The sequence below is a fragment of the Borborobacter xinjiangensis genome, from assembly GCF_047739745.1.
GTDB lineage: Bacteria > Pseudomonadota > Alphaproteobacteria > Rhizobiales > Rhizobiaceae > Pseudaminobacter.
Genome location: NZ_JBLLVA010000001.1, coordinates 23895 through 41298, shown reverse-complemented (window position 1 = coordinate 41298; position 17404 = coordinate 23895). Strand labels below are relative to the sequence as shown.

Sequence of the window (17404 nt, the reverse complement as noted above, 5' to 3'; positions counted from 1 at the left end):
GCACATCACTGCGGCTCGCCGGTCACGGGATTGACGTTGATTTCCACCTTCGCCTTGTCCTTGGTGTAGTAGGTCACCTCGTAATACCCCTCCTCCTGCCAATCGATCTCGTCGATGTAGCGGAACTGGTCCCGCGTCTCGATCTTGGTGATGATCTCGGACAATTTCAGCGAGTTCTCCGGAGGCATCGGCAGCGGCGCCGCATTTTGGGCCTGGGCGCCGCCGCACAGCAGGAGTGCGGCGACGGCCGCTCCAAGGAGTCGATGGTGATGCATGTCATTCCCTTTCGTCAGAAATCTGAACCGAAACGGCAAGCATGCATCATTGTTCCGACAGCCCGCCTCAGGCGCTGCGTGCCGCCGCCGACGGCAGGCAGGCTTCACAGATGGCGGCGATATGATGGTGGTCCGTCCCGCAGCAGCCGCCGAGAATCCGCATCTTCGGAAACGACCGCGTCAGCGAACGATAGCGCTGGCCAAGATCGAAGGGATCGCCGGCATCCAGCGTCTCGGATTCGTCCAGTTCCGCATGGCTCTTGGCCGATGCGTTCGCCTTGACCCCATAAACCCGCTGCAGCCAGGGCTCGCCCGCTTTCAGCGCCTGTTCGAAATGAGACGGATGCGCGCAGTTGATCATGTAATAAACCGGCGAGGCGTCCGTCTCTTCATCAACGGTCTCGATGGCTTCGCGCAGCGTCTTGCCGGTCACCAGGCGGCCGTCGGTTTCGACCGTAAAGGAGATCATGCACGGCATCGCATGCGCCTTCGCCGCCCTGGCCACGCCGACCGCCTCGTTGATATTGGTCAGCGTATAGGCCGCCACCATGTCCGCCTCGGTTTCGGCAAACGTCGCTATCTGGAAGGAGTGATAGTCCTCGGCCTCGTCGGCACCCATATTGCCGGCCTTGTAGCCGTCGCCGCGCGGACCGATCGCGCCGCTGATCACGCAAGGGGTGACCGGCGTCTCCCATCTGGCTCTCAGCCTTTCGAGAAGCTCGATGGAGGCGACGTTGATCGCCTTCAGCGCAGCGGCGCTATAGCCGAGCTTGCGGCCCCAATCCGGATTTGCCCGCCAGGTCGCGCTGTCGAGCACGAAGCCGACGCCATAGTCATGCGCGATCGCCAGGTATTTCTCGTAGTAGCTTGTCAGTCGCGCCCTGCCCTCCTCGGTGCTCACCAGCACGAAGGAGGCGAAGTGCGGCAGGTCCATCCCTTCGTGAAAGATCAACGTCGTTTCCATGCCTCCGTCGCTCAGGAATGTGCGGTCTTCGAGCTGCGGCAAGCGATTTCTGTATTTGGCCATCAGTGTCTCCGCTGGTTGCGAACGGCGATTGCCGGCGTTTGTTGATAACGGCCGGATTTTGGCGCAGGCGCCGGGCGCAAACTAGAATCCTTGCGGTTCAGCTTTTCATGGCGCGCTAATATGCGTTTGATTTCAATGGCCTGCGGCGCAGCATGGCGCAGCAGGCCCAACCGGTGCTATTCTCGAAACCGTACCGTCGGTACAGTAATTCCAGGGACAGCCTGTCATGGGCAAGGGCGCCGAAACACGCGAGCGCATTCTTGAGATCGCCGAGGCGGCGGTGCTCGCCAAGGGCTTTGCCGCCACCTCGATCGATGAGGTCATCGCCGAGGCGGGCATCACCAAGAGCGGCTTCTTCTACCACTTCAAGGACAAGAACCGCCTGGCTCGCGAAATGCTGCGGCGCTATGTCGAAACGAACGATCAGTTGTTCGACGAGATATTCGATCGCGGCCGGCAGTTGTCGGACGACCCGCTGCAAGCCTTCCTGATCGGCCTGAAGCTGCTTGCCGAGGTGATGGCCGACCTGCCGAACGGCCATCCCGGCTGCCTCATCGCCAGCATCTGCTACCAGGAGCGGCTGTTCGACCGCGAAATCCGCACGTTGACCGCGCAATCGGTCGAGGGCTGGAACACGCGCTTCCGCGCGATGCTCGAAGACATCGCATCCGTCCATCCGCCGCGCGTCGCCGTCGATCTCGACGATGTCGCCGACATGCTGTCCTGCGTGGTCGACGGCGGCATCATCATGTCGAAAACGCTCAACGATCCGCGCCGGCTCGAGCGTCAGGTGCTGGCCTTTCGCACCTTCATCAAGCTGATTTTTTCGGAGCCGCCGGCGACCTGAGCACCGAGCCGCTTACTCCGTCACTGTCGCCGGCGCAGCGCATTGGCGAAAAAGCTTGGCCGCGGTCATCACTGCGACAGGATCAATCGTCATTTGCCGCGTTGAGGTCTTCCGGGCGGATTCCTTCAGTATCCCGCTTTCGTTTGAACCTCACGCCGACGCCGACGCCGTTCTCGAAGATGAATTCGACGCCGGCTGTCTCCAGGGCCTGACCAATCGCATCCAGCGTCTCGCGCGCGCCTGCCGAATGGCCATTCTCGAAGCGCGTGACCGTCATGGCGGAAACACTGGCAAGTTCAGCCAGCTCCCGTACTCCGATCTGCAGGGCAGCGCGCGCCATTCGACATTGAGCCGGATTTATCATGGTTCATACTGTTTACACTGTAAACAGCCTAGTCAAGCCCTGAACGGGCGTTCTTGCCTGCCACGGCTAAGCGACGACGCGGCTGCGATGCCTTGCGTGGCTGGAGCATCGGACCCGAAAGGTGGAATCCGGTTTTCCGAAAAACCCGATGCACCATCAAAAAGCTGGATCGACAACATGCGTCCCGTTTGGCCGGCCGATGGAACATTGCCTGCGCGTGGAAGGTTGGGAGCACACAGTCGGAGCCAGGAATCGAGAGATGCACCCAGAGACGCGTCAACGACTTCGTCTGTCCGGAGGCACCGAGTTGTCCTTCATCACGGCAGGCGAGACATCCAAACCCGCAGTCCTGCTCCTGCACGGATTTCCAAGCTCTTCGCGATCATTTCGGGATGTCGTGCCCCGGCTGTCGCAGGTCGCCTACGTGATCGCGCCCGATCTGCCTGGTTTCGGCGAGTCGGCTGTCCTGCCGACGCCGTCGTTTCCTGCCTTCGGTCAGGCGATCTCGGAACTGCTGGAGCGACTGTCGATCGGGCCGCGCTACATTTACCTCCATGATTTCGGCGCCCCGGTCGGTCTCCACATTGCCATCCAGGCACCAGAGCAAGTCCTGGGTCTGATTGTTCAGAACGCCAATGCCCACCACACGGGCCTCGGACCGCAATGGGCGGCGACGCAGGCCTTTTGGGCCGATCCGAGCCCTGAAAATGAAGCGGAGGCGACTTCGCACCTGACTTTGGAGGGCACCCGCGACCAGTATGTTGCCAACGTTCCAGAGGACGTGGCCGCGCGGATTTCGGCCGAAGGTTGGGAGGAGGACTGGCGGGTCATGCGCCTGCCAGGCAGGATGAACACGCAAACAGCGCTCGTCGCGGACTACGGACGTTATGTTGCCCGGTTCGACGACATCGCCGACTATCTGGCGCGCTGGCAGCCGCCATCCCTTATGCTCTGGGGTCGGCACGATGCGTTCTTCGATCTCGCCGAAACCCTGTCTTGGATGAAGGACCTGCCGAGAATGGAAGCGCACATTTTCGACGCCGGCCACTTGCTGCTCGAAACGCACGCCGCCGCGGCCACATCGTTCATGCTCGATTTCATCGGTCGCACTCGACAGGCAAGCGAAGGAACGGGAGCTTGATCGACACCGCCTGAGTGGCGGTGCGCTCTCTGCGCGTCACCGCACGAACGAGTACCACGTCCGCTTTGGTGTCAACCTAAGACCGTCAGCCGCGCCGGGCCGCCTCGATCGCGGCGACATCGATTTTCCTCATATCCATCATCGCATCAAACGCGCGTTTTGCTTCGTCGCCGCCGGCAGCCAGCGCCTCGGTCAACACGCGTGGCGTGATTTGCCATGAGATGCCCCATTTGTCCTTGCACCAACCGCACGCACTTTCCTGGCCGCCATTGCCGACGATGGCGTTCCAGTAGCGGTCGGTCTCCTGCTGATCGTCAGTGGCAATCTGGAACGAGAAGGCTTCGCTGTGCTTGAACGCAGGCCCGCCATTGAGGCCGAGACAGGGAATGCCGGCGACGGTGAATTCGACCGTCAGCACGTCTCCCGCCTTGCCGGATGGGTAGTCGCTAGGAGCACGGTGAACGGCGTCGACCGAACTGTCGGGAAAAGTTTCGGCGTAGAAGCGGGCCGCAGCCTCGGCGTCCTTATCGTACCACACGCATATCGTGTTCTTGGCGATTGCCATTGCTTGTCCTTTCGCTCTCAACTCAAATCGGAACGGTTCTCCACGCAGTCGGGGCGGTTCACAGTGTGCCTCAACGATACACCATTAGCTTGGAATGCGCTCTTGCCATGTCATTCAGCAACGCTTGAAAGCGCATGCGGTGTCAAAGCCTGCCACTTTTTAAGACCAGATGCGGGCGGTATCGTGATCAAGGCGACAAGCCGCCGTGGTGTCGAAACCCGCCATCGCACGTCGTTGCCGCCGAAAGCCGCGTCCATATATCTTTCGAAGCCGGAATTCTTGCCTGGATCCGATGCTCAATCAAAGAGTTAGAGCGTCATTCGTGGGTCCGATTGAACGCACGGCGCTCCAGGTGTAGCCAGTGCTTTCGACGGAAAGAGAAATTGACCGACAAAGGTGCCCACGCCATTTTCGGCACTATGGAGCGACCCCGGAAGTTACATAACGAATGTATTTGTCATTTTGGTGGGCCCGGAGGGACGGTCAATGTCTCTCGAAATCAATTGGCTAACCGGATGGTTCGCCATGGATTTTCCCGCAATGTTCCGCCAGGCTTGGCGAACCCTTCCGCGTCAGCTGGGTCTTCTAGCCTCGCACCCTGTGAGGGTTTGGCTTGCCTCCGGTGAGCGGATGCCTGGTCATGCCTAACTGTTTGCCCCCGCACTTTGAGCAGCGGAAATAGTCCTTGATCTCCTCGAACAGCATTCCGTGGTCGGGACCGATACGGTCGCGCAACTTCAAAAGGTCTAGCTCTCCGCGGTGATGGCACTTGGGATTGTGGCACCAGATCGTGACTGCTGTGCCGTCGTCGATGAAATCCTGAACGCAGTTCTTATAGGTCATCGCATTACCATCCTGGCGGACGCCGCCGGGCTTTCCGCTGGCATGTCGAACAGCACGCGGATTCGCCTGGAGCCGCAACGAGGACAGCGCAGACGCTCAGCCAGTCTGGCAATCGGGAAGTCCCGCCCGCGAGTGGCAACCAGCGTCATCATGTCCAAGGCCGCATTGAAGTTGCACTCCCGTCGCCGCTTCATGCCATCAGAGGGACCGTGCGCGCACCACATGCGCACACTCACCGAATGGCTGTAAGCGTCTCCAACCGTTTTTATTTGCTTAGAGAACGAATTACGAACACAGTGGCCGTTTGTGGCCAATGGGAGCGCATCTCTATGTGGACGTGGCTAATGGAGAAATATCTGTCTGCTTGCAGGAGAACCCAAACCGGAGCCGATCGTTACGAAAGATGGCGCTTGGCGAAGGAGAAAGAAACCACTGCCCTCAATGATGCCCGGAAGAAACATCAAAATTTCATTGCGGATACAAATCAAGTCAAGGATGGAGCGGTTGACGAGCTGGCCCTTAATGAGAAACTGATCGCGAAAGCGGACAAGCTTCTGAAGAAGTAGTTTTATCCGTCCTACTTAACTTCAGCGACCGATGCCCGCAGGCGCCATGATCGCGAATGACGAGATGAACAGACCGAGGCCCAGATAATGACGGCCCTGCAATCGAAAATGCCGAAGCTGATCGTGGTCATGGCGTTCGACCGCGACGAGGAAGGCGAGCTTCAGCCCGCTTTCGATCCGATCGAGCAGCAGAGCGAAGATAGAGCGATCCGGGCAGCTAAGGCCCTTGCCGCCAAGCATGCCGGCGTGATTGCCTGGAGCCGAGAGGCAAACCCAACCATCGGTGAGTATGGCGAGCCGACGACGCTGTTTCTCAGCGGCGAAGTGCCGGACATGGAGTGAGTTTGTGAAAGACGTGAACGCTGAGTGCACGGAATTTTTGGTGGTATTGCCGATCGGCCCTCAATTTGATGATCCGGCCGTTCTTAAGCGTATCGCGGAAGCCCTGCATGAGGAATTCCCCGAGGCTGTGTTCACCGTCGCTGACGGAGATAGAGGGGAAAACTTCGCCGTGTACCCAATTCTCGGAAAGGCAGACTCCGGCCAACCAATGGCCCGTATGCCCGCCGAGGGCATCGTTGCTGCCATCAGCGATTTCCTCGAAGAGAACTTCGCAACCATTCGGAAGCCCATGTTGCATTGAGGCGGGCTAATCGGCGAGACGCTACGGCGGATTCCCTTTTCCTAACTCGCCTTTTTTCAACAGTCTGGCTTCTCGCAGCAGCGAGGGCCGATGCATGCCGAGCAGGTCAATCAACAGACGTGCTTGGCCTTCGGTAATGCCTGTCTCGCGCGCGAGCGAACGGGCATAATTGTCCTTGTCGGTATCACCGTTCATCATCGCGAAATCTCATAGGGTAAGAGGTCCAGCGACCCCAACTAGGGGTCCCATCGCCAAAGAAAAAGCCCGTTATCTCGCGTGAGAGTGAGACGACGGGCCAATGGCCGGCGCGCCGTTTTGTAGGAAACGCGCCAACGGGGCACGTCAGAAACGGCTAAGCGCGGTTCTTGTTCCTTCGGTCAATCGCCAAATTTCAGTACTGCAAAAACGAAAATGCCCGCCGGCTCTGAGGGGGGAGAGACGACGGGCCAAGGGGTCGGGTTGGGATACCCTACTGTGCGTGCGATCAAACCGCTGAGCGCGAATTTTGTTCCTTCGGGATCACGTAGGTTCGAGCAGTGATGACCGTGTGGCGTTTGGTCATTGTCGCTCCTTTCATTGCCGGATACCGCCGGGCTCGGAACTGTTGCGATCGGAATGAAAATTGGCTTAGATCGGACTTGATCTGAGAGGATGGGGAACGATGCCGAACCGCTCCTATGCGTCCGAATTGGAAAGCGCTGCCAATCGGATCACCGAAATTTCCCGCGCTGATCTCCAGATAATGCTGCGCCGCGCGGCCCTGCGGCTCAGGAACACTGCTCAAGTCCCGATCGATCCCGAGTGGGAGAACGCGCTGCAATGCATCGCCGCCGAGATGAATATCGACCGGAGCGATCTCATACGCATGATCATAAAGGAGTGGCTCGAAGCCAACGCTTTCCTGCCGGTCCATATGCTGGAGGAAGACGCGGAGGTCGAAGGGCGGGCGTGAGCGACCCGCCTCGTTCACGAATGTGCCGGCGTGGGCCGCGATTTTTTGTCGCCTACCTTCTTCGGTAAGAGCTTCGGCTTTTCCGCATAAAGACGATCGATCAGGTAATACAATCCGTGGCAGGTTGTGACCAACAAATGCGCCAACACGACGTTGAACGTGACGATCGCGGTGCCGCTGATGATCTCAATCGGCCACTGCTCGGGCCTAAAGGAAGCGATTAATGCCGTGTTCGCCGGGTTGGCTGCCACGATAAACAAGATGGCGCCAACTGAGAGCACAAGCGAGACAAACGCGAGATACCCGAACATGGAACAGACATACTGCCGCCGCGTCAAAAACTCGACCGGCTCATCGTCCTCCAAGGGAAACGGTGTTGGTCGGCTGATCCGGCCAATTTCGATTTCACCATCTAAATCACCAATCGATGATGCAAAACTCGCTACACCGACAAGTGCAGCAATATAGAATCCTGTTAGAACCGCCGAGAAGCTCCCAAATCGATCCAAGAACCCTTTGTCGCCAAAGTAGTTAGCATCGAATATGATAAACGGGGCGCTTAGGACAACGACCACGAGCAAAACTGCGATCCAGTTCCTGCGAAATAACTTTCGGCCGTACTCATCTCTTAATGAGAGATAGTTGAGCGGATAAAATAGCACGCTCTTCGGCACCGCCACCCTCATCCATTCCGAATTAATTTGAGCGCTTTCGCCGCAACCTCATCAACGATATCCACGGCGCAGACGTCGAGCTCTGACTTAAAGCGCAGCTCATCTGACCTGACGAACAGAACTTCTTTAGCTTCATCTTGCCGGTCAAGTTTGACCGTCCGGCGGCGTCGGTCGTCCAATTCAAGATCTACGCTGAATTCGGTCCAACCAGCTGCTCTAGCTCTTTTGACGAATCCCGGGAGCAAGTTCTGCCAATTGTCGCTGGTAATCTCTCCCTCGACCTTAATCCTCATCGTTTCGGTTTGCGGTCGAAAAAGGCCATCTCCGTCGATAAAATCAGCCTTTGCCGGCCTCACCAACGTCACGTAATTGAGGTTGCCGCTCCTAAGCGCACTAGTCAATGTTTCGGATGGAACCCCCGTGGATTTAAACACGCTATGTGTATCGATCTGCTTCTTTTTTCTTTCAAAATCATACTGATAATCGTGTAGTGCCTGACCAATTATACGCTTAACAACGGTCATACTGATTCCGGGAATTTCCTCCAGCGCCGCCCCATAAGTTCCGAGCCGGATGGGGTTGTCAGAAACGATTAAGTGAGCCGAAACGGACTGCTCTTCGCCTTCTTGCTTCTGAGCCTTACGAACGGTGACTCTTTTCCCCGCCCTTTCCCGCGCTTTCTTGCGGTAAGTGGGCTCCGCAGCGTCAGGTGATGCTCGGTGAAACAGCATGTTCAACGCTTTCTGTTCCGGGTGGTAGGCAACTTCCATCAATTCAACAATGTCGCCGTTCGGCTGTACTTCAAGGGCCCTCTCCTCAGACGCCCGCACCGAAAGAGCGTCAAAAACACTGTAGTCGTTGGCATCGGCAAATAACGGAAGATAAGGTGCGCCGGCGTGTCGCGGCGTAAACGAAAATTCGTAGCGACGAAAAAAGCGCGAATGCTTCTCTAAGAACAACATGCCCCTCCCGAAAGAACTCCCCGTCGCAATAAAAGCGAGCAAAGCGGGAGAGTCCAGCCGGACAAAAGCATTTCCTGTTGATCCAGCGAACGACAATGTTTGACAAAAAGGGTGAGCGTGAAATGAGGCCGAAGGAGATTGCCATCATGCTCCTGGTCACTTCGGAGGCGATCGCGTCCGCTCCTCCGCCAGCGCCTGCACTGTTGCCGTAAGCGCAGAGACCGCATTCGATAGCCCCACAATCGAATCCTGCAACCGATCCAGCCTGTTCAATGTCGCCGCCTGGAACCGATCGGACGAGGCGGATTCCTGAACTTGTTTCGTCTCGACCGCGATAAGTCGGTCATTGACCTTCACGGCCTGAGTGCTCGCCGACGACGCAGTCTGCTCGACGCCGTCGACGCGACGGTTGACGGATGCGAACTGCTCATCCAACCAGGCGCTGCCCAGCCATGCGATCAGTCCGATTGTCGGCAGCGCCAGCACCATCGATACTCGAGCGATGGCGAGCAGCAGCACGCTATCCGCGATCTTCTGCGGCGTATTCATGTCGCCTCCCGTGTCCAATTCCCCGGCCCTTTCTAAATGCGTCAGTTGCTGTTCTTCGGCGCGAAATAGGTGATCAGCATCGGCAGTCCGGTGACAACGACATAGGCCGCCAGATACCCATACCAAGGGGTGCCTTCCGGCATGAACGGCAGGGCTACCGTGCCGGCCGCGGCGCCGCCGACACCGGCAGCAATGGCTTTCGAGATCGTACCCATGATTTTCTCCTTCGGGTCTACAGGGAGGGAAAGAATGGCTATCAGCCGCCAGCCTCGCGCAGCGCGATCGTGATGGTCGCGTAGGCGCTCGCCGCAGCAACGAGGATGGTGGCGGTAGTTTGTCCGCTCGGATTTGCGCAGATCGGCTCCAGTGCCGCCCAGGCCGCGGCTTCCTTCCGGATCGTCCGATCGGAGATCGTTCCGGCCGCCGATGCCGCGATGAACGCGACGTGCGCCGTGCCAGCAGCGGAGCAGACCTGCGGAAGGTTCTTCTGGATTGCGACGTCAATGGATGTGGTTTGGCAGCCGGCGAGCGCGAGCATCGCCGCCGCCACAAAGAGCAGCATGCGCATAAAGAGTGTCCTTTCGGGGAGTGTGCCGGCGGCCCGTTCGATATCGGTTGGGGCTACCAGACGGCCGACATGTGCGAGTTCACCGGAACCGCCTTCTTCATGAAGCAGGTCGCGGCCTTCCGCCCGACCGACGCAATGATCCCGGCCGATCTGATGATCCGCCAGTGGCCGGAGGGACACTAATGGACCGGCCTATTCTCTTTTCCGCCCCGATGGTCCGCGCCCTTCTTGATGGCAGGAAGACGCAAACGCGGCGCGTTCTGTCCAGCGACAAGCCGAACAGCCTGTTCTACGAGCAGTGGTCCGACAGCTACGTTCTTGATCCGGGCAACCAGTCGTGGCGCGATCGCGAGCTGCGCTACCGCGCAGGAGACCGCCTCTATGTCCGTGAGGCGTGGCGCGTCACGAAAACACTTGATCACGTAGCGCCTCGCGACCTCGACCGCACAACTATCCCCGAATGGCTCGCCACTGATCCGGAGCTTTACCAAGGCCGCAAGCGCCCCGGAATGCACCTCCCCCGCTGGGCCAGCCGGCTCACGCTGATCGTCACTGATGTCCGCGTTCAGCGATTGCAGGAGATCAGTAACGAAGACGCGCTTGCCGAAGGCGTCGACCCTCTGGATTGGCAGCTTGCGAGGTATCAGGCCGAATTTCGCGAAGGCGGCATCGTTTCTAGCACAGAGACCCGAAACTACATTCCCGCATTCCACCGCCTCTGGGACAGCCTCAACGCCGGCCGTGGCTACGGCTGGGACGTGAACCCTTGGGTTGTAGCCATCACCTTCCGGCCGATCCTCGCCAACATCGATCAGGTGCCGGCATGAGCCGCCGCAACTTCACCCGAAACCAGCGCGAGCAGATTATCGAGCGTTCGAAGCGGAACGGACTGATCTGCTGTGAAGGCTGCGGTCTCGTCCTGGGTGAGAAACGTTATGAGATCGATCACATTATAGCCGAGGCGCTGCGTCCGGAAGCCGACAAGCAGAAGCCCATCACGATTGCTGAAGGCCAGTTGCTCGGCAAGGACTGCTGTCATCGCGGCCCGGACGGCAAGACCCGCAAGGACGTGAAGGCTATCGCCAAGGGCAAGAGGCAGTACGACCGGGCCAACGGCATGAAAATCCGAGCCAAGGCAAAAATCCCGTCGCCGCCCAAGCCTCGCAAACCCGCTCCGAAGCAACTGCCGCCGCGCGTCGTGGACGTGTTCGGCCGCCGGCTCGACAGCGTCGAGCGCAAAGCGATTACCGGAAGCCGGCGAGGTGCCGTTTAGATGCTAGCAATGACCATGGCCGATCATTCGGCACCGGTATCTTCCACCACAACAAACGGCGCAGCATCGCGCTTGCCTCGCGCGTGGCGAAAGACTTTTACTGATATGCCTTTGTCTTCCAACGTTTTCGCAAATTCTTTTGCGAGGTCGTTGGTAGCGAACCGCTCGACCTTCATGATGTTTTCCAATTCGTTTGTGAGTTTCGGGAACTCTTATAGACATGAGCTGCTGAAAGCAAACTCGAGCCATGCCCACGTGCCCGACCTCGCCGGCCGCTTCTCGCTGGAGACAGGGAAATGAGCAAGGCGGACCCGATCGCATACCCCCCACGCGGTTTGAACCGCGATGAAGCAGCGCGCTATATTGGCGTCGGGCCCACGCTATTCGATGAAATGGTGAAGGACGGCAGAATGCCAAAGCCGAAGCGCGCCAATTCCCGCGCCGTCTGGGACCGCATAGCACTGGACGCGGCTTTCACCGATTTGCCAGATGACGGTGGAAATGTGCTCGACCGGCTATTGTCAGGGCGAACAAGGGCGGCTTAGCGTGCCGCAATGAGCGAGGAACACCCACACGCCTCTTGGTATACTGATCGCCACGGTAAAACCCGCTGGCGGTTTCGCCGTAACGGCAAGACCATTTCACTGCCAGAAGAGCCCGGTCACCCCGAGTTCGAAGAAGCTTACCGGGCCGCCATTGAAGGGCTGAAGCCACAGAAGGCCACTGTCGTCAAGCTTGCCGGTGCAGCGCTGCCGGAGACGTTCGGCGCAGCCTGGCGACGGGTGACGGCTTCCGCCGAGTGGAAAGCCTATGACAAGGCGACCAAAGACAAGAACACCCGGCTTGCCGAAGCCTTCCTGCTGTCGCGCGTGGTGCCCGACAACCCGTTTCTATGGCGTGACGTTCCAGTGAAGGATATGCGCCGCCGCCACCTGAAAGACATCATCGCGCAACATTCCGACACGCCGCACAAGGCCAAGCATCTGCTCGTGGCAATCCGCAAGATGATCTATGCCGCGCTCGATGAGGAGTGGATCGACGTTGATCCGTCCTACAAGGTGAAATGGCGGCCGGAATACAAGGGCTGGAAGGCATGGACGATCGAATCGCTTGAAGCTTTCGAACAGCGATGGGCTGTCGGAACAACACCGCGCCTCACCTATGCCTTGGCTCTATGGCTCGGCAATCGCCGCAGCGACGTGGTGACGCTTCGATGGGACCAGCGTTGCAAGCGCCAGATCCATTATGGCGAAACAAGCAGAACTGTAGACGGCTTCCTGATCGAACAGGAGAAGAAGGACGGGGAGGTAATCTTCGTTCCGATCACGCCGATGCTGGATGAAATCCTGGCAGCAACAGAAAGACGCGGCGAAACCATTCTCGTGACGCAGTACGGAGAACCGTTTTCGGCCAAGTCCATCACCGGGCGTATGGCCGACTGGACGCACTCGGCTGGGCTGGAAAAGGGTTTCACCCTGCATGGCCTGCGAAAGACGCTCGGGAAGATGCTGGCGGAAGGTGGGGCCTCGACGCGGCAGCTCATGAAAATTCTTGGCCATGACGACATCGAACACGCCGAACTGTACTCGCGGGAGGCCGAACAAGTGCTGCTGGCGACTGAGGGCATGGACAAGGTGGTGAAACTGGTGAATCGCCGACGTGGCTAACCTTGGGCGAACCTCCATGGCGAACCGGTTCTAAACCCCTTGCATTACAAGGATTTTGGTGGGCCCGGAGGGACTCGAACCCCCAACCAAGCGGTTATGAGCCGCCGGCTCTAACCATTGAGCTACAGGCCCCACGCCGGCTGGATAGTTTCTTTTTCTTGCCGGCACAAGGCTTTCCCCGCAAAGAGTTCGCCCGTGCCCAAATCAGCCCATAATCGGCGCATAGTCGGATTGATCGAAGGGCATTTTTTCGGAGATTTTTCATGACCAGATCCTATCTGCCGCTGGCGGTGGCCGCCGCACTTGCAATGCCTGCCGCCGTGGCGACGGCCGAACCTCTGCCGCCGCCGCGAATCATCGTTATGGGCGAAGGCGAGCAGGCCGTTGCGCCGGACATGGCGATCCTGTCGCTCAGCGTCATGCGCGAGGCCAAGACCGCCCGCGACGCGCTCAGCGCCAACAATGACGCCATGGCTGCGGTCATCGCCGCGATGAAGGCAGCCGGCATCGAGGACCGCGACCTGCAGACCTCGGGCATCCAGATCGTTCCGCGCTACAACTACACCAACAAGCCGGACGGCGCCCAGGAAGCCGAGTTGATCGCCTACCAGGTCACCAACACCCTGTCGGTGCGCATCCGCGATCTCGACAAGACCGGCGAAATTCTCGACAAATCCGTGACGCTCGGCGTCAACCAGGGCGGCGGCATCTCTTTCACCAATAATGATCCTTCGAGCGCCGTCACCGAGGCACGCAAGCTGGCGGTCAAGGATGCCGTGGAGAAGGCGAAGACACTGAGCGAAGCCGCCGGCGTGAAGCTTGGGCGCGTTTTGGAGATTTCCGACCAGACCTATATGCCGCGGCCGATGATGATGGAGGCCAAGGGCTATGCCCGTGCCGCGGATGCGGTGCCGATCCAGCCCGGCGAAAATGCCTACCGGGTGCAGGTCAACGTCACCTTCGAGATCAAATGATCAGTGCTGCGGGCGCCTGCATTCTCAGGCGCGGAAAGCCCGCCGGCACTTCGAACTGCTGCATCGGCCATAGAAAACCCCGGCGAACACCGGGGTTTTTGCTGTCGAGGCGGCTCCGATCCGTTAGCGCAGGATCGGGCAGTGAGGCGCGCGGGCGAAAGTCACATGCACGCGGTCATGCCACTTGCGGCCGCGAACGGTGATCGTGCGACGGCTTACGTCGACGACGCGCGCGCGGCGGATACCCATCCGCTCGGCCTTGTCGAGCGCGCGATCGGGCGAACACCGCCGGCGTTCCCAGCGATCGCGGTCGTCCCAACGGTCGTGGCGGTCCTCCCACCTGTCGCGGCGGTCTTCCCACCTGTCGCGTCGATCCCGGCGGTCGTGATCATCAACGATCACGCCGATGCCGCCGCCGTGATAGTCGAGATAGATGCCGTCGGCCTGGGCACTTGCAGGCATCGCGGCAAAAGCGCCAAGGCCGATCAGGGCCGAAAGTGCCGCGCTCTTGAGCATCTTGAACATGAAGGTCTCCTCGTTGCTGATTGCTCGGCGCTCTTGCCGAAGCGATGAGGCAACATTGCGCCAATCAAGCTGAATGACGCACGAACCCGCCGTTCATATCCGGTTCATTCGATAAATCATGACGACAGGCTGCAATGTGGCGTGCAGCCGGAAACGCGCCGATTTGTCAGGGCTCGCGCTCGAGCATATGCTCCAAATAGTCCTCGGGCTCGGCCATTTCGCTCTCGGAAGCGGTCACCCGTCCCCTCACCGAAACACCGGCTTCATGCACCGTCTCGGAACTGCCCGAAACCAGCGGATGCCACCAGTAGAGATCGTGTCCTTCGGCCAAAAGCCGATAGGCGCAGCTTTGCGGCAGCCACGAAATGGTGCGGACATTCTGCGGTGTCAGCCCGACGCAGTCGGGAACGCGGGCGAGCCGGTTGGCATAGTCGCCGCACCGGCAGTCGGCGGCGTCGAACAGCCGGCAACCGACGCTGGTCCAGTAGATGTCGCCCGTGTCCTCGTCCTCGAGCTTGGCCAAGCAGCATTTGCCGCAGCCGTCGCAAAGCGATTCCCACTCGGATGCGCTCATTTCCTCGAGCGGCTTGGTTTTCCAGAAAGGCATTTCCATCGGCTGCATTTGGACCGCCGGGTCTGCCGGGTCAAGCGCGGCCTCTTGAATCGGCCAGATCGTATCCTTTTCCATGTTTGCGCCTTCATCCGACCGGATTGTTGCCCGCCAATCGCCTGACGGTCGCCCAGATGCGGTCCAGAGGGGAACAAACTGGCATGTTCGATGTTCCAGCACAGTTGGGACGCATAATAGGAGAATTCGCATATGAAACGCCAATCCCGGATTTTGGCGGGCACCGCCCTTGGCTTGCTGATGGCATCCGCGCCGTTAAGCGCGCTGCCGCTGCATCAAGGCGCAACCGGATTCGCCGCATCCGTGCGTCCCGCGTCGCCCCCGTCCTCCCCTTTGATTCTCGCGCAGGCCGAAGAGCCGCTGACGGAAGAGGAGCTGCGAAAGCGCCAGGAGCAGGAACAGCAAGAACAGCAGGAACAGGCGCCGGCCGAGGAGCAGGCGCCAGCGGAAGAACAGGCGCCAGCGGAAGAACCGCAACCCGAGGAGCAGCCCGAAGCCCAACCGGAACCCGAAGCTCAACCTGAGCCCGAGGCTCAACCGGAGCCGGAGCCGCAGCCGGAGCCTGAAGCTGCCCCGCAAGAGGAGCCTCAGCCTGAGCCGCAGGCTGAGCCAGAACCACAGGCCGAGCCGGAGCCCGAACCGGAACCCGAGGCTACAGAGCCCGAGCCGGAAGCTCAGCCCGAGCCCGAACCTGAGCCTGAGGCAGCGCCCGAAGCTCAGCCCGAACAGCAAACCGCTCCCGAAGCCGAACCGGAAGCGGCCCCCGAACCCGAGGCAGCGCCGGAGGCGCAGCCCGAGCCCGAATCAACGCCGGAACCGCAAGCGGCTCCCGAATCGGAACCGCAGGCCGAGCCTGAAAGCCAGGAGCAGCCGCAATCCGAATCCGCTCCGGTTCCAGAAGAAAAGCCGGCAACGCCTGAGAGCACCGAACCCGCTGAGGAAGCGCCGGCCGAAGGTACCGCGCCCGTGGCTCCCGAAACGGCTCCGTCCGACGCCGAGCAGACGGCTCCGGAAGGTGCCGCCCCTGCCGCCGAGGAAGCAGCTCCGAGCGAGGGCCAGGCGGCTCCCGATGAGGGCAGCCAGGCGCCCGTTCTCGATAGCCAGAAGAACCAGCCGGCCGCCGCTCCCGCGCCGGAAGGTCAGCCGCAGCCGGAAGGCCAGCCACAGCCGGAAGGCCAGGCCGAGGGGCAGCCTGCGCAGCAGCAGCCCGCCGCTCCCGTCGAGGTTGGTCCGCCGCCCGCCGATGACAAGGCTGCCCAGCAGGAAGCACAGCCGGTCGAGATTCAGCCGGTTACGGCTGAGGAAGGCGTGCGCGTCGAGAGAAGGGAGATCGATCTCGTCCGTCGCGAGCGTCCGCAAGGCACCGAAGTGCTGCGGGAGTTCGATGACCGCGTCATCATCCAGTTCAACAACCAGACCATCGTCGAAAGCAATGAACGGCCGCGCCTGACGCGTGGCGCGCGCGACGTCTATTACGAGGATCTCTCCCGCGGCCGCACCCGCGAGACGATCATCCGAGAGGACGGTACGCGCGTGGTCACCATCCGCAATGCCTATGGCGACGTCATTCGTCGTTCACGCATCACGCCTGACGACCATGAATATGTGCTGGTCTATGTCGAGGAGGACAATTTCGACCGCGTCCGCGACTGGCGCGATCCGGGCCTCGACCTGCCGCCGCTTGAGCTGGAAATCCCCGTGGAGGAGTACATCCTGACCTCCGAGCGCGTGGACGATCCGGACGACTACTACACCTTCCTCGAGCAGCCTCCGGTGGAGCGCGTCGAACGTCTCTACTCGATCGACGAAGTCAAGCGCTCGGCCCGTATCCGTGACAAGACGCGCCGCATCGATCTCGATACGGTGACGTTCGAGTTCGGTTCGGCTTCCATTCCCGAGAGCGAGATTTCGCGTCTCGAGGGCGTGGCCACCGCGATGGAACGCATCCTGAAGGACAATCCGGCCGAGACCTTCCTCATCGAAGGCCATACCGATGCCGTCGGCTCCGACCTCGCCAATCTGGCGCTTTCGGACAGGCGCGCCGAGGCGGTGGCCGAAGCCCTCACCAATGTGTTCGCCATCCCGCCGGAAAACCTGACGACGCAGGGCTATGGCGAGCAGTATCTGAAGGTGAACACGCAAGGGCCCGAGCGGGAGAACCGCCGCGTCGCCATCCGCCGCATCACTCCGCTAGTGGCTCCGGTGGCAAGCGCCCGGCAGTAACTTTGCAACAAGTCGCGCAGGTCAAGGCCGTCCGCCAAGCGGGCGGCCTTGATCGTTTTGATATCTGCCGAAAGGCTCCAGCCCAGGGTGTGTTGAGATTCAGGTTCAGGGCGTGCCGAAAATGGTGATTTTCGAGAA

27 protein-coding genes and 1 tRNA gene are annotated in these 17404 nt (G+C 60.1%); 12 read left to right on the top strand and 16 right to left on the bottom strand.

The genetic code is table 11. The annotated features are described in order from the left end of the window. Nucleotides 1–5 precede the first annotated feature (5 nt). The 3 genes from ACLKMW_RS00240 to ACLKMW_RS00230 form a co-directional block, all read right to left on the bottom strand. Entirely contained in the window at nucleotides 6–275 is a 270-nt protein-coding gene (locus ACLKMW_RS00240; protein ID WP_415722364.1) for a PepSY domain-containing protein, read from the bottom strand. Between the two features lie 67 nt (nucleotides 276–342). Beyond that, nucleotides 343–1302 (bottom strand): homocysteine S-methyltransferase family protein, encoded by a 960-nt coding sequence (locus tag ACLKMW_RS00235; RefSeq protein WP_415722363.1) that lies wholly within the window; start codon nucleotides 1300–1302, stop codon nucleotides 343–345. Beyond that, complete coding sequence (locus ACLKMW_RS00230) at nucleotides 1302–1472, bottom strand: hypothetical protein (protein ID WP_415722362.1); 171 nt, start codon at nucleotides 1470–1472, stop codon at nucleotides 1302–1304. Before ACLKMW_RS00230 ends, ACLKMW_RS00235 begins: the two co-directional genes overlap by 1 nt. Nucleotides 1473–1528: 56 nt before the next feature. Between ACLKMW_RS00230 and ACLKMW_RS00225 the strand changes: the two genes are divergently transcribed. Then, the gene (locus tag ACLKMW_RS00225; RefSeq protein WP_415722361.1) at nucleotides 1529–2149 is read left to right on the top strand and encodes a TetR/AcrR family transcriptional regulator; all 621 of its coding nucleotides are present in this window, start codon (nucleotides 1529–1531) and stop codon (nucleotides 2147–2149) included. 82 nt (nucleotides 2150–2231) lie between these two features. Here ACLKMW_RS00225 and ACLKMW_RS00220 read toward each other — a convergent pair whose 3' ends face one another. Then, on the bottom strand, nucleotides 2232–2489 hold the full coding sequence (locus ACLKMW_RS00220; protein ID WP_415722360.1) for a helix-turn-helix domain-containing protein: 258 nt from the start codon (nucleotides 2487–2489) through the stop codon (nucleotides 2232–2234). Nucleotides 2490–2820: 331 nt separating this feature from the next. Here ACLKMW_RS00220 and ACLKMW_RS00215 point away from each other — a divergent pair, with 331 nt between their 5' ends. Then, nucleotides 2821–3654 carry an alpha/beta fold hydrolase gene (locus ACLKMW_RS00215; RefSeq protein ID WP_415722359.1) on the top strand — a complete coding sequence of 278 codons (834 nt, stop codon included), beginning with the start codon at nucleotides 2821–2823 and terminating at the stop codon, nucleotides 3652–3654. A gap of 85 nt (nucleotides 3655–3739) precedes the next feature. On the opposite strand, the gene ACLKMW_RS00210 is transcribed toward ACLKMW_RS00215, so the two are convergent. After that, a complete protein-coding gene (locus ACLKMW_RS00210; RefSeq protein ID WP_415722733.1) occupies nucleotides 3740–4213 on the bottom strand; it encodes a VOC family protein in 474 nt (157 codons plus the stop codon). Nucleotides 4214–4804: 591 nt separating this feature from the next. After that, nucleotides 4805–5062: a hypothetical protein gene (locus ACLKMW_RS00205; RefSeq protein WP_415722358.1), complete on the bottom strand. Its 258-nt coding sequence runs from the start codon at nucleotides 5060–5062 to the stop codon at nucleotides 4805–4807. A 344-nt stretch (nucleotides 5063–5406) separates the two neighbouring features. Here ACLKMW_RS00205 and ACLKMW_RS00200 point away from each other — a divergent pair, with 344 nt between their 5' ends. The 3 genes from ACLKMW_RS00200 to ACLKMW_RS00190 all read left to right on the top strand — a co-directional run bounded on the left by ACLKMW_RS00200 (nucleotide 5407) and on the right by ACLKMW_RS00190 (nucleotide 6271). Further along, complete coding sequence (locus ACLKMW_RS00200; protein WP_415722357.1) at nucleotides 5407–5628, top strand: hypothetical protein; 222 nt, start codon at nucleotides 5407–5409, stop codon at nucleotides 5626–5628. A gap of 87 nt (nucleotides 5629–5715) precedes the next feature. Further along, nucleotides 5716–5970 carry a hypothetical protein gene (locus tag ACLKMW_RS00195; RefSeq protein ID WP_415722356.1) on the top strand — a complete coding sequence of 85 codons (255 nt, stop codon included), beginning with the start codon at nucleotides 5716–5718 and terminating at the stop codon, nucleotides 5968–5970. 4 nt (nucleotides 5971–5974) lie between these two features. Beyond that, entirely contained in the window at nucleotides 5975–6271 is a 297-nt protein-coding gene (locus tag ACLKMW_RS00190; protein ID WP_415722355.1) for a hypothetical protein, read from the top strand. A gap of 21 nt (nucleotides 6272–6292) precedes the next feature. On the opposite strand, the gene ACLKMW_RS00185 is transcribed toward ACLKMW_RS00190, so the two are convergent. Beyond that, nucleotides 6293–6469, bottom strand: a complete 177-nt coding sequence (locus ACLKMW_RS00185) for a hypothetical protein (RefSeq protein WP_415722354.1) — start codon at nucleotides 6467–6469, stop codon at nucleotides 6293–6295. Nucleotides 6470–6932: 463 nt separating this feature from the next. On the opposite strand from ACLKMW_RS00185, the gene ACLKMW_RS00180 reads away from it, so the two are divergent. After that, nucleotides 6933–7223, top strand: coding sequence for a hypothetical protein (locus tag ACLKMW_RS00180; protein ID WP_415722353.1), 291 nt, complete (start codon nucleotides 6933–6935; stop codon nucleotides 7221–7223). 14 nt (nucleotides 7224–7237) lie between these two features. On the opposite strand, the gene ACLKMW_RS00175 is transcribed toward ACLKMW_RS00180, so the two are convergent. The 5 genes from ACLKMW_RS00175 to ACLKMW_RS00155 form a co-directional block, all read right to left on the bottom strand. Then, entirely contained in the window at nucleotides 7238–7903 is a 666-nt protein-coding gene (locus tag ACLKMW_RS00175) for a hypothetical protein (protein ID WP_415722352.1), read from the bottom strand. 2 nt (nucleotides 7904–7905) lie between these two features. Then, nucleotides 7906–8859, bottom strand: a complete 954-nt coding sequence (locus ACLKMW_RS00170) for a hypothetical protein (protein ID WP_415722351.1) — start codon at nucleotides 8857–8859, stop codon at nucleotides 7906–7908. Between the two features lie 156 nt (nucleotides 8860–9015). Further along, complete coding sequence (locus ACLKMW_RS00165; RefSeq protein ID WP_415722350.1) at nucleotides 9016–9378, bottom strand: hypothetical protein; 363 nt, start codon at nucleotides 9376–9378, stop codon at nucleotides 9016–9018. Nucleotides 9379–9449: 71 nt separating this feature from the next. Beyond that, entirely contained in the window at nucleotides 9450–9623 is a 174-nt protein-coding gene (locus ACLKMW_RS00160; RefSeq protein WP_415722349.1) for a hypothetical protein, read from the bottom strand. Nucleotides 9624–9664: 41 nt separating this feature from the next. Then, on the bottom strand, nucleotides 9665–9976 hold the full coding sequence (locus ACLKMW_RS00155) for a cell wall anchor protein (RefSeq protein WP_415722348.1): 312 nt from the start codon (nucleotides 9974–9976) through the stop codon (nucleotides 9665–9667). Between the two features lie 182 nt (nucleotides 9977–10158). On the opposite strand from ACLKMW_RS00155, the gene ACLKMW_RS00150 reads away from it, so the two are divergent. Beyond that, nucleotides 10159–10803 carry a hypothetical protein gene (locus tag ACLKMW_RS00150; protein WP_415722347.1) on the top strand — a complete coding sequence of 215 codons (645 nt, stop codon included), beginning with the start codon at nucleotides 10159–10161 and terminating at the stop codon, nucleotides 10801–10803. Next, the gene (locus tag ACLKMW_RS00145; RefSeq protein ID WP_415722346.1) at nucleotides 10800–11249 is read left to right on the top strand and encodes a hypothetical protein; all 450 of its coding nucleotides are present in this window, start codon (nucleotides 10800–10802) and stop codon (nucleotides 11247–11249) included. Before ACLKMW_RS00150 ends, ACLKMW_RS00145 begins: the two co-directional genes overlap by 4 nt. A gap of 23 nt (nucleotides 11250–11272) precedes the next feature. On the opposite strand, the gene ACLKMW_RS00140 is transcribed toward ACLKMW_RS00145, so the two are convergent. Continuing rightward, nucleotides 11273–11425: a hypothetical protein gene (locus ACLKMW_RS00140; RefSeq protein WP_415722345.1), complete on the bottom strand. Its 153-nt coding sequence runs from the start codon at nucleotides 11423–11425 to the stop codon at nucleotides 11273–11275. A 120-nt stretch (nucleotides 11426–11545) separates the two neighbouring features. Between ACLKMW_RS00140 and ACLKMW_RS00135 the strand changes: the two genes are divergently transcribed. Continuing rightward, nucleotides 11546–11794 (top strand): helix-turn-helix transcriptional regulator, encoded by a 249-nt coding sequence (locus ACLKMW_RS00135; protein WP_415722344.1) that lies wholly within the window; start codon nucleotides 11546–11548, stop codon nucleotides 11792–11794. 9 nt (nucleotides 11795–11803) lie between these two features. Then, the gene (locus tag ACLKMW_RS00130; RefSeq protein WP_415722343.1) at nucleotides 11804–12916 is read left to right on the top strand and encodes a tyrosine-type recombinase/integrase; all 1113 of its coding nucleotides are present in this window, start codon (nucleotides 11804–11806) and stop codon (nucleotides 12914–12916) included. A gap of 56 nt (nucleotides 12917–12972) precedes the next feature. Here ACLKMW_RS00130 and ACLKMW_RS00125 read toward each other — a convergent pair. Then, nucleotides 12973–13048: transfer RNA gene (locus ACLKMW_RS00125), tRNA-Ile, on the bottom strand. Nucleotides 13049–13179: 131 nt separating this feature from the next. Between ACLKMW_RS00125 and ACLKMW_RS00120 the strand changes: the two genes are divergently transcribed. Next, nucleotides 13180–13890 (top strand): SIMPL domain-containing protein, encoded by a 711-nt coding sequence (locus ACLKMW_RS00120; RefSeq protein ID WP_415722342.1) that lies wholly within the window; start codon nucleotides 13180–13182, stop codon nucleotides 13888–13890. 123 nt (nucleotides 13891–14013) lie between these two features. On the opposite strand, the gene ACLKMW_RS00115 is transcribed toward ACLKMW_RS00120, so the two are convergent. Together ACLKMW_RS00115 and ACLKMW_RS00110 are read right to left on the bottom strand one after the other, a co-directional pair. Continuing rightward, nucleotides 14014–14415, bottom strand: coding sequence for a hypothetical protein (locus tag ACLKMW_RS00115; protein WP_415722341.1), 402 nt, complete (start codon nucleotides 14413–14415; stop codon nucleotides 14014–14016). Nucleotides 14416–14581: 166 nt separating this feature from the next. Continuing rightward, nucleotides 14582–15028, bottom strand: coding sequence for a YcgN family cysteine cluster protein (locus tag ACLKMW_RS00110; protein WP_415722732.1), 447 nt, complete (start codon nucleotides 15026–15028; stop codon nucleotides 14582–14584). 207 nt (nucleotides 15029–15235) lie between these two features. Between ACLKMW_RS00110 and ACLKMW_RS00105 the strand changes: the two genes are divergently transcribed. Continuing rightward, nucleotides 15236–17266, top strand: a complete 2031-nt coding sequence (locus tag ACLKMW_RS00105; protein ID WP_415722340.1) for an OmpA family protein — start codon at nucleotides 15236–15238, stop codon at nucleotides 17264–17266. Nucleotides 17267–17404 lie beyond the last annotated feature (138 nt).